The following is a 15,043-nucleotide window of genomic DNA, read 5'->3' as shown; positions in this document are numbered from 1 at the left end:
CTCCCCGAGGCGACGGGCTCCATCGAACATGAACCAGAGGGCTTTTTCCCCTCTTCCCGCCTGTCCGCCCGCCTGCCTCCCGGAGGCCGCCGGGGCTTTAGAGGCCCAGCTGCTTGGCGATGATTTCGTTCATCACCTCACTGGTGCCGCCGCCGATGGGCCCCAGCCGCGCGTCGCGCCAGTGACGCTGGATGTCGTACTCCATCATGTAGCCCGCGCCGCCGTGGAGCTGGAGGCACTCGTCGGCCACGCGGCAGCAGGTCTCCGTGGCGACCTTCTTGGCCATGGAGGTCTGCGCGACGGCGTACTCGCCGGCCACGTGCAGGCGCAGCGCGTGGTAGGTGAGCTGCCGCGCGCATTCGCGGGCGGTGTGCAGGTCCGCCAGCTTGTGGCGCACCACCTGGAAGCCGGCCAGCGTCTGCCCGAAGGCGCGGCGCTGCTTCACGTGCTCGAGCACCGTCTCCAGCATGTCGTCCATGGCGCCCACCGCGCCCAGCGCGAGCGACAGGCGCTCCCACTGGAAGTTGCCCATGATCTGCGAGAAGCCCTGATTCTCCACGCCCAGCAGGTTCTCCGCGGGCACGCGGCAGTCCTCGAAGAAGAGCTCCGCCGTGTCGGACGCGCGCCAGCCCACCTTCTGGAGCTTGCGCCCCACGCTGAAGCCCGGCGTACCCCGCTCCACCACCAGCATGGACAGGCCCTTGTGGCCGCGCGACGGGTCGGTCTTCACCGCCAGCACCACGAAGTCCGCCCGCACCCCGTTGGTGATGTACGTCTTGGAGCCGTTGACGACGTAGTGGTCGCCGTCTCGGCGGGCGGTGGTGCGCAGCCCCGCCACGTCCGAGCCGGCGTCCGGTTCGGTGATGCCCAGGGCGCCAAGCTTCTCCCCCCGGATGGCGGGGGCCAGCCAGCGCTGCTTCTGGGCCTCCGTGCCGAACAGGTGCACGGGGCCGGTGGCGATGGTGAACTGCCCTGCCAGCCCCGCGGCCACGCCGCCGGAGCCGCAGCGGCCCAGCTCCTCCAGGAGCACCGCCTCGTACAGCTCCCCGGCCGCCGTGCCCCCGTAGGCCTCCGGGTACTTCAGGCCCAGGAAGCCCAGCTCGCCGAAGCGGGTGAAGAGCTCCCGGGGGAACTCCTCGCGGGACTCCCAGTCCGCCGCGAACGGGCGCAGCTCCTTGTCCACCACCGCCCGGACGGTGCGGCGGAAGGCTTCGTGCTCTTCCTGAAAGACGCCTTGGCCGTGCAACATCGTGTGCTCCCTCGCTTGTCAGGGCCTGACACCCCGCGCCGTATGGTAGCGGGACGAGAAGCGGGGCTGGATGGTGTTGCTTCCTTGACCGGCTCCTACCGGGCTGCGTATAACCCCGGCCCCAATCGCTGCGGCGCCATAGCCAAGTGGTAAGGCAAAGGTCTGCAAAACCTTCATTCCCCGGTTCGAATCCGGGTGGCGCCTCATAGACAAAAGGCCCGATGCGGAAGTCTCCGCGTCGGGCCTTCTGCTTTTCCGGGGGTGCTTTCCCGGATGGGGCCTAGCAGCCCAGCTCCACCGCGCCGATGTCCGGGGCCGCGCCGCAGAAGGGCTGGCCCTCGTCCAGGCCCTTGTCCTGGGCGGCCGGAGACGGGGCGAAGGTGTCCGACACCGTCACGTCACCGCCGTTGGAGGTGGTGTCCTTCGTGGCGGCCTTGAAGGCGTCCAGGGCCTGGGGCTGACCGTTGGTCTTGAACTGCGCGCCAGTGGGATAGAGGTTGTTGCTCATCTGGAGGCCGGGGGCCTGGCCGCCCACGTCCACGCTGACGGGCGCGTCCACGATGTTGTTCGCCACGCGCAGCGACTCCGTGGGGCCTCCCGTGCCGTGGCCCAGGATGATGCCGGCCTTGGCGCGGGTGATGGTGTTGTTCACCACCACGGTGCCCTTGGAGTTCTCCAGGCGGATGGCGGTGCCTTCGCCGCCGCCCGCGTCGGTGATGTCGTGCACGCGGTTGCGGCGCACGACGACGGCCTGGGGCACGGGGCCCTCGTGGTTACCGCCGACGGAGATGCCCTTGGCGGCGTCATACAGCTCATTGTCCTCCACCAGCACGTTGTTGGCGGAGTAGTGGATGACGAGCGCATCGCCCTTCGCCGTCTCCGACGGCAGGAACTTGTGCATCCGGTTGTTGCGGATGATGACGTCGTGGCACGTCTTGATGTCCACGGCGTTCTCCCGGTTGTTGAAGAAGTGGTTGTTCTCCACCAGCAGGCCCGTGGCGGGCGGCAGGTCGCTGAAGCCCTCGGGCCCCAGGCACTGCACGGAGTCACCCGAGTTGTCGTGGATGTCGTTGTTGCGCACCGTCACGTCGTAGGACGCGGGCTGCATCACGATGCCGTGCGAGTCCTTGTTGCCGGTGGTGCGCACGAAGCCGTGGATGTTGTTGTTCTCGATGGTGGGGCCCCTGGCGTTGTTGAACAGGGTGACGCCCGCGCCGCCGGTGCCGTTGTGCAGCTCCGAGTTGGCCAGCATCGAGCCCTGCACGTCGCCCTCGAAGGTGACTCCGAAGATGGGCTGTCCCTCCACGTCGATGTCGAACCCATCGATGACCCAGTTCGCGCGGCGCACCTGCACCGCCGGGCCGGAGCCGCTGCCCGGGGTGAGCTTGGGACGGCCCTCTCCCTGGAGGGTGATCTTCGCTTCGGGCGTGCCGGCCCGGGTGTTGTCGCCCAGCACCACGCGCTCGGCGTAGGTGCCCGCGAGCACGCGGATGCGGTCGCCGGGGCCGGCCTTGCTTACCGCCATGGCGATGGTGCGCAGCGGCGCGGCCTCCGTGCCCTGGGCGCCGTCATCGCCGTTGGGTGACACCACCCACTCATGGGCGGGCGTGGTGGCGGGGGCCTCCTGCATCGCCTGCGCGCTGACGGCGGGCTGGGGACCGGGCTCCGCGATGGGCGCGTGGTCCGCGTGCTCCGGCATCTGCGCGGAGGGCGTGTTCGCCACCGGCTGCATGCCGATGGGGGGTGCCTTGCCCGGAGCGGTGGGCGTCTTCTCGGCCTGGGTGGGGGTGCCCGTGTTCGTCGCGGGGGCCTGGGGGCCGGCGCCCGACGAACCGCCGGTGCCTCCGCCTGAACCACCACCGCCGCCACAAGCGGTCAGCCCAAGGGCCAGGGTGCAGGCAGCCAGGGAGGCCAGCAGGGGCTGTCGCGTCTTCAAGCCGTTGCCTTCAAGAATTCGCATGAGCAGGGGCAACGCGCGGCGTTGGGCGTTCTATTCACTGCCGGTCATCCAGGGCGAGACGCGCCGCAGCGGGAGGGAGAACCGTGACGCTCGGCCCCATGGCGGCTACGGTGCCGCCGCCGTGTCCAAAGCCGTCCTGCTCCTGACCGCCCTGCTGTTCGCCTCCTGCGCCACGCCGGCGCCCTCACCTGCCCCAGCCACCCGGGGCCTGGGCGAGCCGGAGGTCTCCGTCCCCACGAAGCCCGCCGACGCGGGCGTGACGCCCCCCGCCCCGAGTGGCCTGGAGGATCCGCTCACGTCGGGCCTGCCCGGGCCGCAGGACCTGAAGCGCCTGGACTTCCGCAACGGCGAGCCGCGCCTCCCCATCAAGCTGATGGAAGGACGCGAGGTCGTGACGTTCTCGCCGCGCGCGCGGATGCGGCTGCGCTTCGGCGGACCGGGAGACAAGGTGCTGGACGCGCCCGCGGGCTCGCGCTGGACGGTGCGGGTGACGCAGGGCGAACCGGCCCAGTGGAGCGCGCGGGTGCAGTTGGGCGAGTTCCGCTTCGCGGACAAGGCGGGGCTCGCGGAGGCGCAGGAGACGTGGCGCGCGCGCGGGCTCGCGGTGCGCACGCACACGCTGGGCTCCGTGTACGGCATCGCGGGGAAGGTCATCGACAACCGGCGCTACCTCCTCCTGAGCGACGAGGCGCTGACGCCCGAGGCCGCGGCGAAACAGCAGGCGGAGCTGCTGCGCCGCCATGGCCTGCGCACCACGCTCTTTGAAGAGGTCCGCAAGCCCTCCCGCGCCATCCTGGAGCTGAAGGACGAGAACGACGCCGTGGTGGGCCTGGCGCAGGACCGGCTGGACGCGGAGACGCCGGACGGCACCGGCTTCGACGTGCGGCAGGTGGAGTACGGCGTGGGCTACGACTTCCACGCCTTCGAGGACCGCAGCTTCCGGGGCGCGCTCCAGTTCGCGGTGGACCGGAGCGGCAAGCTCGCGGTGGTGAACGTGGTGGGCCTGGAGGACCTGCTCAAGGGACTGGTGCCGTCCGAAATCTTCGCGCGCGCGCACCCGGAGGCGCTCAAGGCCCAGGCCGTCACCGCGCGCGGCGAGGTGCTGGCGAAGGTGGGCATCAAGCACCTGGCGGATCCGTACCTCCTCTGCTCGGAGCAGCACTGCGCAGTGTACCGGGGCCGCACCGGCGAGGCGGCCAGCACCACCGCCGCGGTGGAGGCCACCCGGGGCCAGGCCCTCTTCAGCCAGGATGGCCGGCTGGTGGACTCCGTCTACAGCGCAGTGTGCGGCGGCCACACCGAGGACAACGACGTGGTGTGGGGCGGCCCGCCGGACCCCAGCCTGCGCGGGCGGCCGGACCTGCTGGAGCCCGCGCCGGACGTGCCTGGGCCCTCCAACCTCAAGGCGTGGCTGGCGACGGCGGACGTGCCCGCCGCGTGCAAGCTGTCCAGCTTCGCGCAGCCCACGAAGTTCCGGTGGGAGAAGCGCTTCACGCAAGGCCAGGTGGACGCGCTCACGGAGAAGCTGGGCGTGGGCACCATCCAGGGGCTTGCCCTGTCCGAGCGCGGGGTGTCCGGGCGCGCCCGGCTGCTCACCGTGTCGGGCACGAAGGGCGCCACCCAGGTGCGCGGGGAGCTGAACATCCGGCGGCTCTTCGGGATGCTCAACAGCAGCATGGCCACCGTGGAGGCCGAGCGGGACGCCGAGGGCCGGCTCACCGGATGGCTGTTCCGGGGCGGTGGCTGGGGCCACGGCGTGGGCATGTGTCAGACAGGCGCCATCGGCCGGGCGGAGGCCGGGCAGCGATATCCGGAGATCCTGCGCTTCTACTTCAACGGGGCGGAGGTGGCCCCCATCTACTGAGATGAAGCGGACATTTCGAGCGCACCAACGCACGCGCTTGCGAATCTCTTCCATGTCCCGGCTGTTACGGGCCGCACGTTCGGGACTGTAGAAGCGGTCCGGAGGTTTATCATCAGGCCGTGGGCACGGGTTCCTCGACAGACTGGCGTCAGCGGCGCGCGCGCAAGCAGCGTGGGCCCTTGCGCTACCTGGTGGCGGGCATCCTGGCGCTCCTGGCCCAGGCCGCCTTCGTGGGCTTCGTGCTACTGGTGTCGGCCGTGCAGGCGAACCTCCCGCACGAGAAGCGCCCCGCGCGGCCCACGTCCGTGGCGGTGAGGCCGCTCACGTCGGACCAGTGGGCGAAGAACCGGGGGGCGGTGACCCCGCAGCAGACGAAGCCCCGCCCCACGGAGAAGCGCGAGCCGAAGGAAGAGAAGAAGCCGGACGAGACGAAGCCCCAGGGCCAGGTGGTGGACGTGGCGCCGGGGAATGATCAGAAGTCCCCGGACGCGAAGTACCTGGCCGAGCACAACAACACGGTGGAGAAGGAGACGCGCGCGCGCGACCAGACGGCCTTCTACCGCAACGCCATGCCCCAGCGGACCGCGCCCCAGAAGCAGGAGGGCGCGGCGCAGGACCAGGTGCAGCCCCCGCGCGTGTCCGGCAACAACGGCCAGGGCGCGGACGACCGGGCCCCGTCCCAGGGCGGCAAGAAGCCCGTCTTCGAGATGCCGGAGACGCGCCGCAAGGAGGAGATCGCCATGAAGACGGATCCGCGCGAGCGCGGCCCGGGCATGGCGGTGAAGAACCAGTCGGAGAGCGACGCCACGCAAGGCAACGCGAAGCGCCTGCGCATCCAGCCCGGCGAGGGCGAGGACAGCGAGCAGGAGGGCTCCGCGGGCCGCGTGGGTTCCCCGGGCCTGGCCACGCTGATGCCGTCGCAGGCGGCCATGGACAAGGTCGTGGGCGCGGCGCCCAACGACATGCTCCAGGACCAGGAGGAGGGCGACGGCACCTTCCTCAACACGCGCGAGTGGAAGTACGCCAGCTTCTTCAACCGCGTGAAGCAGAGCGTGGGCATGCACTGGAACCCCAACGAGCAACTGCGCATGCGCGACCCGACGGGGAACATCTACTCCGGGCGCGACCGCCAGACGCTGCTCACCATCACCCTGGACGAGCGCGGCGCGGTGAAGGACATCCAGGTGGAGAAGAGCAGCGGCCTGGACTTCCTGGACATGGAGGCCGTGGCGTCCTTCAAGCGCGCGCAGCCCTTCCCCAACCCGCCGTCCGGCCTGTTGAGCCAGGACGCGACGGTGCGCTTCCAGTTCGGCTTCTTCCTGGAGATGGGCGGCGGCCCCCGGATGCGGCTGTTCCGACAGTAGGCCCCACGGAGGCCTCGCGGTGGACGGCGCGGAGGCACTACCCTGCCCCGCCGTGGAAGCCTCTCTCGTCGACCGTAGCGCCGCGCTCCAGGAGCGCAACCGGAAGGTCCGCTTCGTCCTCTTGGCCATCCTCGTGGCCAACTGGGTGGTGGCCGCGGCCAAGCTCGTCTTCGGCCTCATGGCCCAGTCCGCGTCGGTGACGGCGGACGGGTTGCACTCGTTCATCGACGGCAGCTCCAACGTGCTGGGCCTGGTCGCCATGGGCGTCGCGTCACAGCCGGCGGACGCGGACCACCCCTACGGCCACGGCAAGTTCGAGGCGCTCGCGTCGCTGGGAATCGGCGCGATGATTGGCGTGGGCATGCTGGAGCTGGGGCGCATGGCGTTCGACTCGCTCCTGCACGACAAGCACCCCACCGTGTCGGTGACGATGGCGGCGGTGATGGTGTTCACGCTCGTCATCAACCTCGTCGTCACCCGCGTGGAGCGGCACTACGGGCAGAAGTACAAGAGTTCCCTCCTGCTCGCGGACGCGCAGCACACGCTGTCGGACGTGTTCGTGACCATCGCCGTGCTCGGCTCCATTGGACTGGTGGCGCTGGGCTTCCCTCGCGCGGACGGCCTGGTGGCCCTGGCCGTGATGGTCTTCGTGGCGTGGGTGGCCTACGGCATCGTCCGGCAGGCGGTGGGCATCCTCTCCGACACCGCGCGCCTGGACCCGGCGCAGGTGTCCCAGCACACGCTGTCGGTGGCCGGCGTGCGCTCCTGCCGCGACGTGCGCAGCCGGGGCATGGAGGAGAGCGTCTACGTGGACCTGAAGATCGAGGTCGACCCGCAGCTCACCACCGCGCAGGCCCACGAAGTGGCCGACAAGGTGGAGGAGACGCTGCACGGCGCCTATCCGCAGGTGGTGGACGTGGTGGTCCACGTGGAGCCCGCGCGGGTCCGCTGAAAAACACGAGGGCCGCCTTCCGATGTGCTGGAAGACGGCCCCGGTGACTGCTGCTGTCGAAGACGGCTTAAGCGACCTTCTGCGCGGGCGTGTCGTAGTCCTCGATGGGAGGGCACGAGCACACGAGCTTGCGGTCACCGAGCACGTTGTTCAGGCGCCCCACGGACGGCCAGAACTTGTTGTCGCGGACCCACGGCGTGGGGAACACGGCCTGCTCGCGGGTGTACGGGCGGTTCCACTCCGGCGCGGTGAGCGTGCGCGCGGTGTGCGGCGCGTTCTTCAGGACGTTGTTGTCCTTGGGCACGCGGCCCTCCTCCACGTCGCGGATCTCCTGGCGGATGGCGATCATCGCGTCGCAGAAGCGATCCAACTCCGCCTTGGACTCGGACTCCGTGGGCTCGATCATCAGCGTGCCCGCCACCGGGAACGACACGGTGGGCGCGTGGAAGCCGTAGTCCATCAGGCGCTTGGCCACGTCCTCCACCTCCACGCCCGCGGTCTTCTTGAGCGGGCGCAGGTCCACGATGCACTCGTGGGCCACCCGGCCGCGCTTGCCCCGGTAGAGCACCGGGTAGTGCGGCTGGAGCCGCTCCGCGACGTAGTTGGCGTTGAGGATGGCCATCTTCGTGGCCTGCGTCAGGCCCTCGCCGCCCATCATCTGGATGTACATCCAGGAGATGAGCAGGATGCTGGCGCTGCCCCACGGCGCCGCGGAGATGGCGCCGATGGCGTCCCCCCCGCCCGTCTGGATGACGGGGTGCCCGGGGAGGAACTTCACCAGGTGGGACGCCACGCAGATGGGGCCCATGCCCGGGCCGCCACCGCCGTGCGGGATGCAGAACGTCTTGTGCAGGTTGATGTGGCAGACGTCCGCGCCCACCAGGCCCGGCGCGGTGAGGCCCACCTGCGCGTTGAGGTTGGCGCCGTCCATGTACACCTGGCCGCCGCGCTCGTGGATGGTGGAGCAGATCTCCCGGATCTCCTCCTCGAACACGCCGTGCGTGGACGGGTACGTCACCATCAGCGCGGCGAGCTTGTCCTTGTGCTCGTCCGCCTTGGCGCGCAGGTCCTTCAGGTCGATGTTGCCGTTCTCGTCGCACTTCGTGACGACGACGCGGTAGCCCGCCATCACCGCGGAGGCGGGGTTGGTGCCGTGCGCGGAGGACGGGATGAGGCACACGTCGCGGTGCCCCTGCCCGCGCGCCTGGTGGTAGGCGCGAATCACGAGCAGGCCCGCGTACTCACCCTGGCTGCCCGCGTTGGGCTGCAGCGAGCACCCGGCGAAGCCCGTCACCTGCGACAGCGCGTGCTCCAGCTGTTCGAAGACGACCTTGTAGCCGGCCGCCTGCGAGGTGGGCGCGAACGGGTGCAGCTTGCTGAACTGGGGCCACGTCACCGGGATCATCTCCGCGGTGGCGTTGAGCTTCATGGTGCAGCTGCCCAGCGGAATCATGGAGTGCGTGAGGGACAGGTCCTTCGCCTCCAGCCGACGCACGTACCGCAGCATCTCCGTCTCGGAGTGGTAGCGGTTGAAGACCGGGTGCGTGAGGTACGCGCTCGAGCGGCGCAGCTCGGGGGCGAGCGGGCTCTCCAGGCCTTCGGCGACCTCGTCCAGGTTCACCGGGGACGCGGACTTGTTCGCGCCCTGGATGAAGGCCGCGAGGATGTCCTCCACGTCCTTGGCGCGCGTCGTCTCGTCCAGCGACAGGCCGAGCGTCTTCTCGTCGATGCGGCGGAAGTTCATCCGCGCGCCTTCCGCGGCGGCCAGCACACCCCGCACCTGCGGGGCCGTCAGCTCCACGCGCAGCGTGTCGAAGAACTGCTCGTGCTTCGGCTTGAAGCCCAGCTTCGCCAGGCCGCGCGACAGCACCACGGTGAGCCCGTGCACGCGCTCCGCGATGGCCTTGAGCCCCTCAGGCCCGTGGTAGACGGCGTACATGCCGGCCATCACGGCCAGCAGCACCTGCGCGGTGCAGATGTTGCTCGTGGCCTTCTCACGGCGGATGTGCTGCTCGCGCGTCTGCAGCGCCATGCGCAGCGCGGGCCGGCCCTGCGAGTCCTCGGACACGCCGATGAGGCGGCCCGGCATCACGCGGGTGTAGGCGTGCTTCGTGGCGAAGTAGGCGGCGTGCGGGCCGCCGTAGCCCAGCGGCACGCCGAAGCGCTGCGCGCTGCCCACCACCACGTCCGCGCCGAACTCGCCGGGCGCCGTGAGCAGCGTCAGGGACAGCAGGTCCGCCGCGACGACGAGCAGGCCGCCCGCCGCGTGCACCTTCTCACCGAAGGCGCGGTAGTCGTGCACCACGCCGTCCGTGGCCGGGTACTGCACCAGCGCGCCGAAGAACTTCTTCTGGGACAGGTCCACCGTGCGGTGGTCGCCCACGACGACCTCCACGCCCAGGGGGATGGCGCGCGTGCGCACCACGTCCACCGTCTGCGGGTGGCAGCCGTCGGAGACGAAGAACGCGCCCCCGTCGCCGTCGCCCTTGGCGTGAATCGCGAGCGCCATGGCCTCCGCCGCGGCGGTGCCTTCATCCAGCATGGAGGCGTTGGCCACTTCCATGCCGGTGAGGTCCGTCACCATCGTCTGGTAGTTGAGCAGCGCTTCCAGCCGGCCCTGGGCGATCTCCGCCTGGTAGGGCGTGTACTGGGTGTACCAGCCCGGGTTCTGGAAGATGTTGCGCAGGATGACGTTGGGGACGTGGGTGTCGCTGTAGCCCATGCCGATGAAGGACCGGAACACCTGGTTCTTCGCGGCGATGGCCTCCAGCTGCGCCAGCACCTCGTTCTCACCCTTGCCCGCGGGCAGCCGCAGGGGCTCCGGGGAGCGGATGACGGACGGCACGGTGGACTCCACGAAGGCGTCCAGCGAGTCCACGCCCAGCGTGGACAGCATCTGCTTCACTTCAGGGGTCTCCGGGCCGATGTGCCGGCCGGCGAAGGACTCCTGGTACTTCCAGTTGAGGGACATGGTCGAAGGGCTCGCGTGAGGTGCGGTAGGAAGTTCGGCGTCCGAGCGGGCTCGGCACTCCATGGAGCGTCTCTAACAACCGGGACGCCCGACTTCTTGCGCGCGCGGAACTACTCCTTGATGAGCTTCTCGTAGGCGGCGGCGTCCAGCAGGTTGCTCAGCTGCCCGGCGTCCGAGAGCTCGATCTCCACGATCCACCCGTCGCCGTACGGGTCCGTGTTGATGTTCTCCGGCTCCCCCACGAGCTCGTCGTTCACCTTCACCACCTTGCCGGAGATGGGTGCGAACAGATCCGACACGGCCTTGACGGACTCGACGGCGCCGAACGAGCCGCCGGCCTTCACCTCGGCGCCCAGCTTGGGCAGCTCCACGTAGACGATGTCGCCCAGCGTCTGCTGGGCGTGATGGGTGATGCCCACCGTCACGATCTTGCCCGAGACGCGGGCCCACTCGTGCTCCTCGGTGTACTTCAGGTCCTGCGGGACGTTGTCGGACATGGGGATTTCAGCTCCTCACAACAGGTGTGGAAGAAAGGGAATCAGGACTTCTTGAGGAAGGGGGTCTTCACGACGACGGCGGGCACGGCGCGGCCGCGGATGTCCACGTCGAAGGTGGAGCCCTCGGCGGCGAGGTTCGCCGGCACGTAGGCCATGCCGATGGACTTCTTCACCGTGGGGCCCATGGTGCCGCTCGTGACCTCACCCACGCGCTCGCCGTTCTTGAGGACGGGGTAGCCGTGGCGGGGGATGCCCTTGTCGGTGAGCTCGAAGCCCACCAGCTTGCGCGGCACGCCCGCGGCCTTCTGCGCGGCGAGCGCGTCCTTGCCGATGAAGCCGCCCGCCTTGTCCAGCTTGACGATCCACCCCAGGCCCGCCTCCAGGGCGGTGTGCGAGTCGTCGATGTCGTTGCCGTACAGCGCGTACTTCATCTCCGTGCGCAGCGAGTCGCGCGCGCCCAGGCCGCAGGGCTTCACGCCGTCCGGCTGCCCGGCCTCCAGGAGCGCGTCCCAGAGCTTCACGGCATCACCAGCGGCGCAGTACAGCTCGAAGCCGTCCTCACCGGTGTAGCCCGTGCGGGAGATGATGGCCTTCACGCCGGCGACTTCGCCTTCCGTGAAGCGGTAGGTGCCCACCTGGGACAGGTCCGCCTTCGTCAGGCGCTGCACCAGCCCCACGGCCTTGGGGCCCTGGATGGCGATCTGCGCGTAGTCGTCGCTCTTGTCCACGGGCTTGACGCCCTCCGCGCGCGCGTTCATCCAGGCGAAGTCCTTCTCGCGGTTGCTGGAGTTGACGCAGATGAGGATGCGCTCGGGGCTGAAGCGGTAGGCGACGACGTCATCCACGAAGCCGCCCAGGTCGTTGAGCAGGCCCGCGTAGACGGCCTGACCGTCCTGGATACGGGAGAGGTCGTTGGAGATGAGCCGGTTCACGGTCTCCAGGGCGCCCGGGCCGGTGAACTCGATTTCTCCCATGTGGGAGACGTCGAAGAGGCCGACGGCGGTGCGCACGGCCTCGTGCTCGGCGATGAGGCCCGAGTACTGCACCGGCATGTCCCAGCCGGCGAAGTCGACCATGCGGGCCCCAAGCTTGCGGTGGGCCTCGTTGAGGGGCGTACGCCGGGTCATTGACTTCTCCAGGGTGGGCAGGGGGTGGCGAAACGGCGCGGACTATAGCGGCGCACCTTCTCCGATCAAGGCCGACGCGGAAGGGACTAAACTCCTCCCGACATGAAGATTCGCAACTGCCTCAACCCTTCCAAGCCGAGCTTCTCCTTCGAGTTTTTTCCTCCCAAGACGGACGCGGGCGTGGCCTCGCTCCTGCGCACGCTGGAGGAGCTTGCGCCGCTGGAGCCGGGGTTCGTGTCGGTGACATACGGGGCGGGCGGGAGCACGCGCGACCGGACGGTGGACCTGGTCACGCACATCAAGCAGCAGACCGGCATCGAGGCGATGGCGCACCTGACGTGCGTGGGACACACCCGCGACGAGCTTCGTGACGTGCTGCGCCGGCTCGACGCGGCAGGCATCGAGAACGTGCTCCTCCTGCGCGGGGACCCGCCGCAGGGGCAGACGGCGTTCGAGCCGGTGCCCGGGGGCTTCCGCTACGCGGAGGAGTTGGTCCGATTCGTCCGAGAAGAGGATTTCAACTTCTGCCTGGGGGGTGCGTGCTATCCGGAGGGGCACGTGGAGACGGCGTCGCGCGAGGACGACCTCAAGCACCTGAAGGCCAAGGTGGATGCGGGGATGGACTTCGTGGTGACGCAGCTCTTCTTCGACAACGCCTTCTATTTCGACTTCGTGGAGCGGGCGCGACGGGCGGGCATCAACGTCCCCATCGTTCCCGGCATCATGCCCATCACCAACTACGAGCAGGTCCAGCGCTTCACGCGCATGTGTGGCGCGACAGTGCCCATGCGTCTGGCGTTGCAGATGGAGCGCGTGAAGGATCAGCCGGACGCCGTCGTGCAGCTGGGCGTGGCGCACGCCACGGTGCAGTGCATGGAGCTGCTGTCGCGCGGCGTGCCGGGCATCCACTTCTATACGCTGAACAAGTCTCCCGCGACGCGGATGATCGTGGGCGCGCTGAAGGGGCGGTCATGAGCGGTCCTGGTCCTCAGCTGACGCCGGGTGACCCGCGCATCCAGATCTTCCAGATCGTGCGCTTCCCGGCGTTCTTCCTGCTCATCGTGGGCGTGCTGCACGTCACCTTCAGCCTGCTCGGCGGCGTGCTGGCGGCGCTGAAGGTGGCGTCGCCCTTCTCGACGCCGGGGCAGGCGCCGGTGGTGCTGGAGTTCACGACGGGCTTCTCGCTGGCCATCCTGGGCGGGATCCTCTGCGGGGTGCTCGCCGTCTGGGGCGCGTGGAACGCGATGAACCTCAAGGGGTACGGCCTGGCGACGGTGGGCGCCATCTGCGCGATGTACACGCTGACGCCCGGCTGTTTCATTGGCGTGCCGGTGGCGGTGTGGATGCTCTTCACGCTGCGCCGTGACGGCGTGCGCGAGGCCTTCGCACCATGAACCCGCGCGCCGTCCGCACGGTGCGCTTCCTGCTCACGGGCCTTGGGAACGTGGGCGTGCCGCTGCTGGAGATCCTCCAGTCGCGCGCGTCGCTGTTGATGGAGCGCTACCGGCTGGAGCTGTTGCCGGTGGGGCTGGCGGACTCGGGCGGCGCGGCGGTGTCGCCGAACGGGTTGGACATCGGGGCGGTGCTGGCGGTGAAGCGGGCGCGGCACTCCGTGGCGTCGCTGCCGGTGGTGGGGCGTCCGGGGATGAGCGGGCGCGACCTGGTGCGACAGGTGAAGGCGGACCTCCTGCTGGAGGCCACGCCCACGAGCTTCCAGGACGGGCAGCCCGGCCTGGACATCACGCGGGATGCGCTGTCGCTAGGCATGGCGGCGGTGCTCGCGAGCAAGGGGCCGCTGGTGCTGGGGTTCCAGGAGCTGGCGGGCTTGAGCGACCTGGAGTCGCCGGGCCGCCCTCCCCTGCGCTTCAGCGCGGCGGTGGGCGCGTCAATGCCGCTGGTGAACGTGGGCCGCCGGGACCTGGCGCTGGGGAAGCTGGGCCGCTTCGAGGGCGTGCTCAACAGCACCAGCCACCTGCTGCTGTGCCGCATGGCGGAGGGCCGGACGTACGAGGCCGCGCTGGCGGAGGCGCAGGCGCTGGGCATCGCGGAGACAGACCCCACGCTGGACGTGGACGGCTGGGACACGGCGGGCAAGCTGGTCATCCTGGCCAACGCGGTGATGCGCGTGCCCACGACGCTGAAGGACGTGTCCGTGACGGGCATGCGCGGCGTGACGCGCGCGGAGCTGGACGCGGCGAAGGCGAAGGGCGGCCAGGTGCTGCTGCTGGCGCGCGGCGAGCCCGTGGGCTCGGAGCGGTGGGAGTGGAGCGTGCGGCCCACCGCCGTGGACGCGTCCCATCCCCTGGCACGGCTGGGCGCGATGGAGATGGGCGCGGTGTTCCGCAGCGACCTGCACGGCGTGAACACCGTCATCAACGGTGAGCAGGGCGCCCGGGGCACGGGCGCGGCGATGCTGAAGGACGTGCTGGAGATCTTCCCGGACTGAGGGGCGGGGCATCACGGGCCACGGAGCGGATGTGCGAAGCTCCTGGGTCCCACCGGCGTGGATCCGACACGCCGTTCCCCCCGAGGTACACCATGAAGCTGATGCGACGCGCCGTCCTCCCGAAGATGGCCTCCCTCCTGATGCTGTTCGCGGCGCCCGCCTTCGCGGCGGAAGACACCCAGGTTTCCTCGGTGCAGGCGCCCGTCGAGGAGGGCGATACGTGCTCCGTCTGCGGCCCTGCCCCCTGCTGCGTGGTGCTCTGGACCGCGTGGTGCGGCTGCCCGTTCGCAAGCACCGCCAGCGTCGTGGACGGAGCCCCCGCGGAGGAGCTCCTCGCGTGTGCGCCCCAGAGCCAGCCGCGGACGGCTTCCGAGCAGGGCCAGGCGCTGTAGTTCCTGTCCGCGCGGCCCCCGGACGGAACAGGTCCGGGGGCATGGCATCTCATCCGCGCGTCGCGGCCAGGGTGGTGGTCTAGCGTGTCGCTCGGGTCCGCGAGCATCGTGGGCGTACCGAGACCCAGTCGTCGCAAGGCCGCGCGGGTCTGGACCTCCACGTCGAACCCGTCACCGTCCGCCGCCAGCCGGGTCATCGACGCCAGTCAGCGGCAGACGAC

At 69.9% G+C, this 15,043-nt stretch carries 12 protein-coding genes and 1 tRNA gene; 8 read left to right on the top strand and 5 right to left on the bottom strand.

What is annotated here, in order from left to right:
* Positions 1 to 97: 97 nt before the first annotated feature.
* Positions 98 to 1,249: an acyl-CoA dehydrogenase family protein gene (locus D7X30_RS28045; protein WP_120566038.1), complete on the bottom strand. Its 1,152-nt coding sequence runs from the start codon at positions 1,247 to 1,249 to the stop codon at positions 98 to 100.
* 132 nt (positions 1,250 to 1,381) lie between these two features.
* Here D7X30_RS28045 and D7X30_RS28040 point away from each other — a divergent pair.
* A tRNA-Cys gene (locus tag D7X30_RS28040) sits at positions 1,382 to 1,453 on the top strand.
* A 76-nt stretch (positions 1,454 to 1,529) separates the two neighbouring features.
* Here D7X30_RS28040 and D7X30_RS28035 read toward each other — a convergent pair.
* The gene (locus D7X30_RS28035) at positions 1,530 to 3,209 is read right to left on the bottom strand and encodes a nitrous oxide reductase family maturation protein NosD (RefSeq protein WP_120566067.1); all 1,680 of its coding nucleotides are present in this window, start codon (positions 3,207 to 3,209) and stop codon (positions 1,530 to 1,532) included.
* Here D7X30_RS28035 and D7X30_RS28030 point away from each other — a divergent pair.
* The 3 genes from D7X30_RS28030 to D7X30_RS28020 all read left to right on the top strand — a co-directional run bounded on the left by D7X30_RS28030 (position 3,208) and on the right by D7X30_RS28020 (position 7,389).
* Entirely contained in the window at positions 3,208 to 5,073 is a 1,866-nt protein-coding gene (locus D7X30_RS28030; RefSeq protein ID WP_233591818.1) for a SpoIID/LytB domain-containing protein, read from the top strand. The two genes, D7X30_RS28035 and D7X30_RS28030, sit on opposite strands and share 2 nt — an antisense overlap.
* Before the next feature lie 119 nt (positions 5,074 to 5,192).
* Positions 5,193 to 6,437, top strand: coding sequence for an energy transducer TonB (locus D7X30_RS28025; RefSeq protein ID WP_120566037.1), 1,245 nt, complete (start codon positions 5,193 to 5,195; stop codon positions 6,435 to 6,437).
* 52 nt (positions 6,438 to 6,489) lie between these two features.
* Complete coding sequence (locus D7X30_RS28020; protein ID WP_120566036.1) at positions 6,490 to 7,389, top strand: cation diffusion facilitator family transporter; 900 nt, start codon at positions 6,490 to 6,492, stop codon at positions 7,387 to 7,389.
* 67 nt (positions 7,390 to 7,456) lie between these two features.
* On the opposite strand, the gene gcvP is transcribed toward D7X30_RS28020, so the two are convergent.
* The 3 genes from gcvP to gcvT all read right to left on the bottom strand — a co-directional run bounded on the left by gcvP (position 7,457) and on the right by gcvT (position 11,984).
* Positions 7,457 to 10,360 (bottom strand): aminomethyl-transferring glycine dehydrogenase, encoded by a 2,904-nt coding sequence (gene gcvP / locus D7X30_RS28015; protein ID WP_120566035.1) that lies wholly within the window; start codon positions 10,358 to 10,360, stop codon positions 7,457 to 7,459.
* Positions 10,361 to 10,470: 110 nt separating this feature from the next.
* Complete coding sequence (gene gcvH, locus D7X30_RS28010; RefSeq protein ID WP_120566034.1) at positions 10,471 to 10,857, bottom strand: glycine cleavage system protein GcvH; 387 nt, start codon at positions 10,855 to 10,857, stop codon at positions 10,471 to 10,473.
* Positions 10,858 to 10,898: 41 nt separating this feature from the next.
* Positions 10,899 to 11,984 carry a glycine cleavage system aminomethyltransferase GcvT gene (gcvT, locus tag D7X30_RS28005; RefSeq protein ID WP_120566033.1) on the bottom strand — a complete coding sequence of 362 codons (1,086 nt, stop codon included), beginning with the start codon at positions 11,982 to 11,984 and terminating at the stop codon, positions 10,899 to 10,901.
* A 102-nt stretch (positions 11,985 to 12,086) separates the two neighbouring features.
* Here gcvT and metF point away from each other — a divergent pair, with 102 nt between their 5' ends.
* The 4 genes from metF to D7X30_RS27985 all read left to right on the top strand — a co-directional run bounded on the left by metF (position 12,087) and on the right by D7X30_RS27985 (position 14,822).
* The gene (gene metF, locus D7X30_RS28000; protein ID WP_120566032.1) at positions 12,087 to 12,959 is read left to right on the top strand and encodes a methylenetetrahydrofolate reductase [NAD(P)H]; all 873 of its coding nucleotides are present in this window, start codon (positions 12,087 to 12,089) and stop codon (positions 12,957 to 12,959) included.
* Complete coding sequence (locus tag D7X30_RS27995; protein ID WP_120566031.1) at positions 12,956 to 13,378, top strand: hypothetical protein; 423 nt, start codon at positions 12,956 to 12,958, stop codon at positions 13,376 to 13,378. The genes metF and D7X30_RS27995 overlap by 4 nt, the downstream gene beginning before the upstream one ends.
* On the top strand, positions 13,375 to 14,430 hold the full coding sequence (locus D7X30_RS27990) for a homoserine dehydrogenase (protein ID WP_120566030.1): 1,056 nt from the start codon (positions 13,375 to 13,377) through the stop codon (positions 14,428 to 14,430). The genes D7X30_RS27995 and D7X30_RS27990 overlap by 4 nt, the downstream gene beginning before the upstream one ends.
* Positions 14,431 to 14,522: 92 nt before the next feature.
* Entirely contained in the window at positions 14,523 to 14,822 is a 300-nt protein-coding gene (locus D7X30_RS27985) for a hypothetical protein (RefSeq protein WP_120566029.1), read from the top strand.
* Positions 14,823 to 15,043 lie beyond the last annotated feature (221 nt).

This window comes from Corallococcus sp. AB011P (genome assembly GCF_003611605.1).
Taxonomy (GTDB): Bacteria; Myxococcota; Myxococcia; order Myxococcales; family Myxococcaceae; genus Corallococcus; species Corallococcus coralloides.
This window is presented reverse-complemented; position numbering and strand designations above follow the sequence as displayed.

Bases quoted from the DNA above. Each gene is read 5' to 3' on its own strand.
- D7X30_RS27990 (WP_120566030.1), top strand. From the start codon at position 13,375: ATGAACCCGCGCGCCGTCCGCACGGTGCGCTTCCTGCTCACGGGCCTT.
- gcvT (WP_120566033.1), bottom strand. From the start codon at position 11,984: ATGACCCGGCGTACGCCCCTCAACGAGGCCCACCGCAAGCTTGGGGCC.
- D7X30_RS28045 (WP_120566038.1), bottom strand. From the start codon at position 1,249: ATGTTGCACGGCCAAGGCGTCTTTCAGGAAGAGCACGAAGCCTTCCGC.
- D7X30_RS27985 (WP_120566029.1), top strand. From the start codon at position 14,523: ATGAAGCTGATGCGACGCGCCGTCCTCCCGAAGATGGCCTCCCTCCTG.
- D7X30_RS27995 (WP_120566031.1), top strand. From the start codon at position 12,956: ATGAGCGGTCCTGGTCCTCAGCTGACGCCGGGTGACCCGCGCATCCAG.
- gcvP (WP_120566035.1), bottom strand. From the start codon at position 10,360: ATGTCCCTCAACTGGAAGTACCAGGAGTCCTTCGCCGGCCGGCACATC.
- gcvH (WP_120566034.1), bottom strand. From the start codon at position 10,857: ATGTCCGACAACGTCCCGCAGGACCTGAAGTACACCGAGGAGCACGAG.
- D7X30_RS28030 (WP_233591818.1), top strand. From the start codon at position 3,208: ATGAGCAGGGGCAACGCGCGGCGTTGGGCGTTCTATTCACTGCCGGTC.
- metF (WP_120566032.1), top strand. From the start codon at position 12,087: ATGAAGATTCGCAACTGCCTCAACCCTTCCAAGCCGAGCTTCTCCTTC.
- D7X30_RS28035 (WP_120566067.1), bottom strand. From the start codon at position 3,209: ATGCGAATTCTTGAAGGCAACGGCTTGAAGACGCGACAGCCCCTGCTG.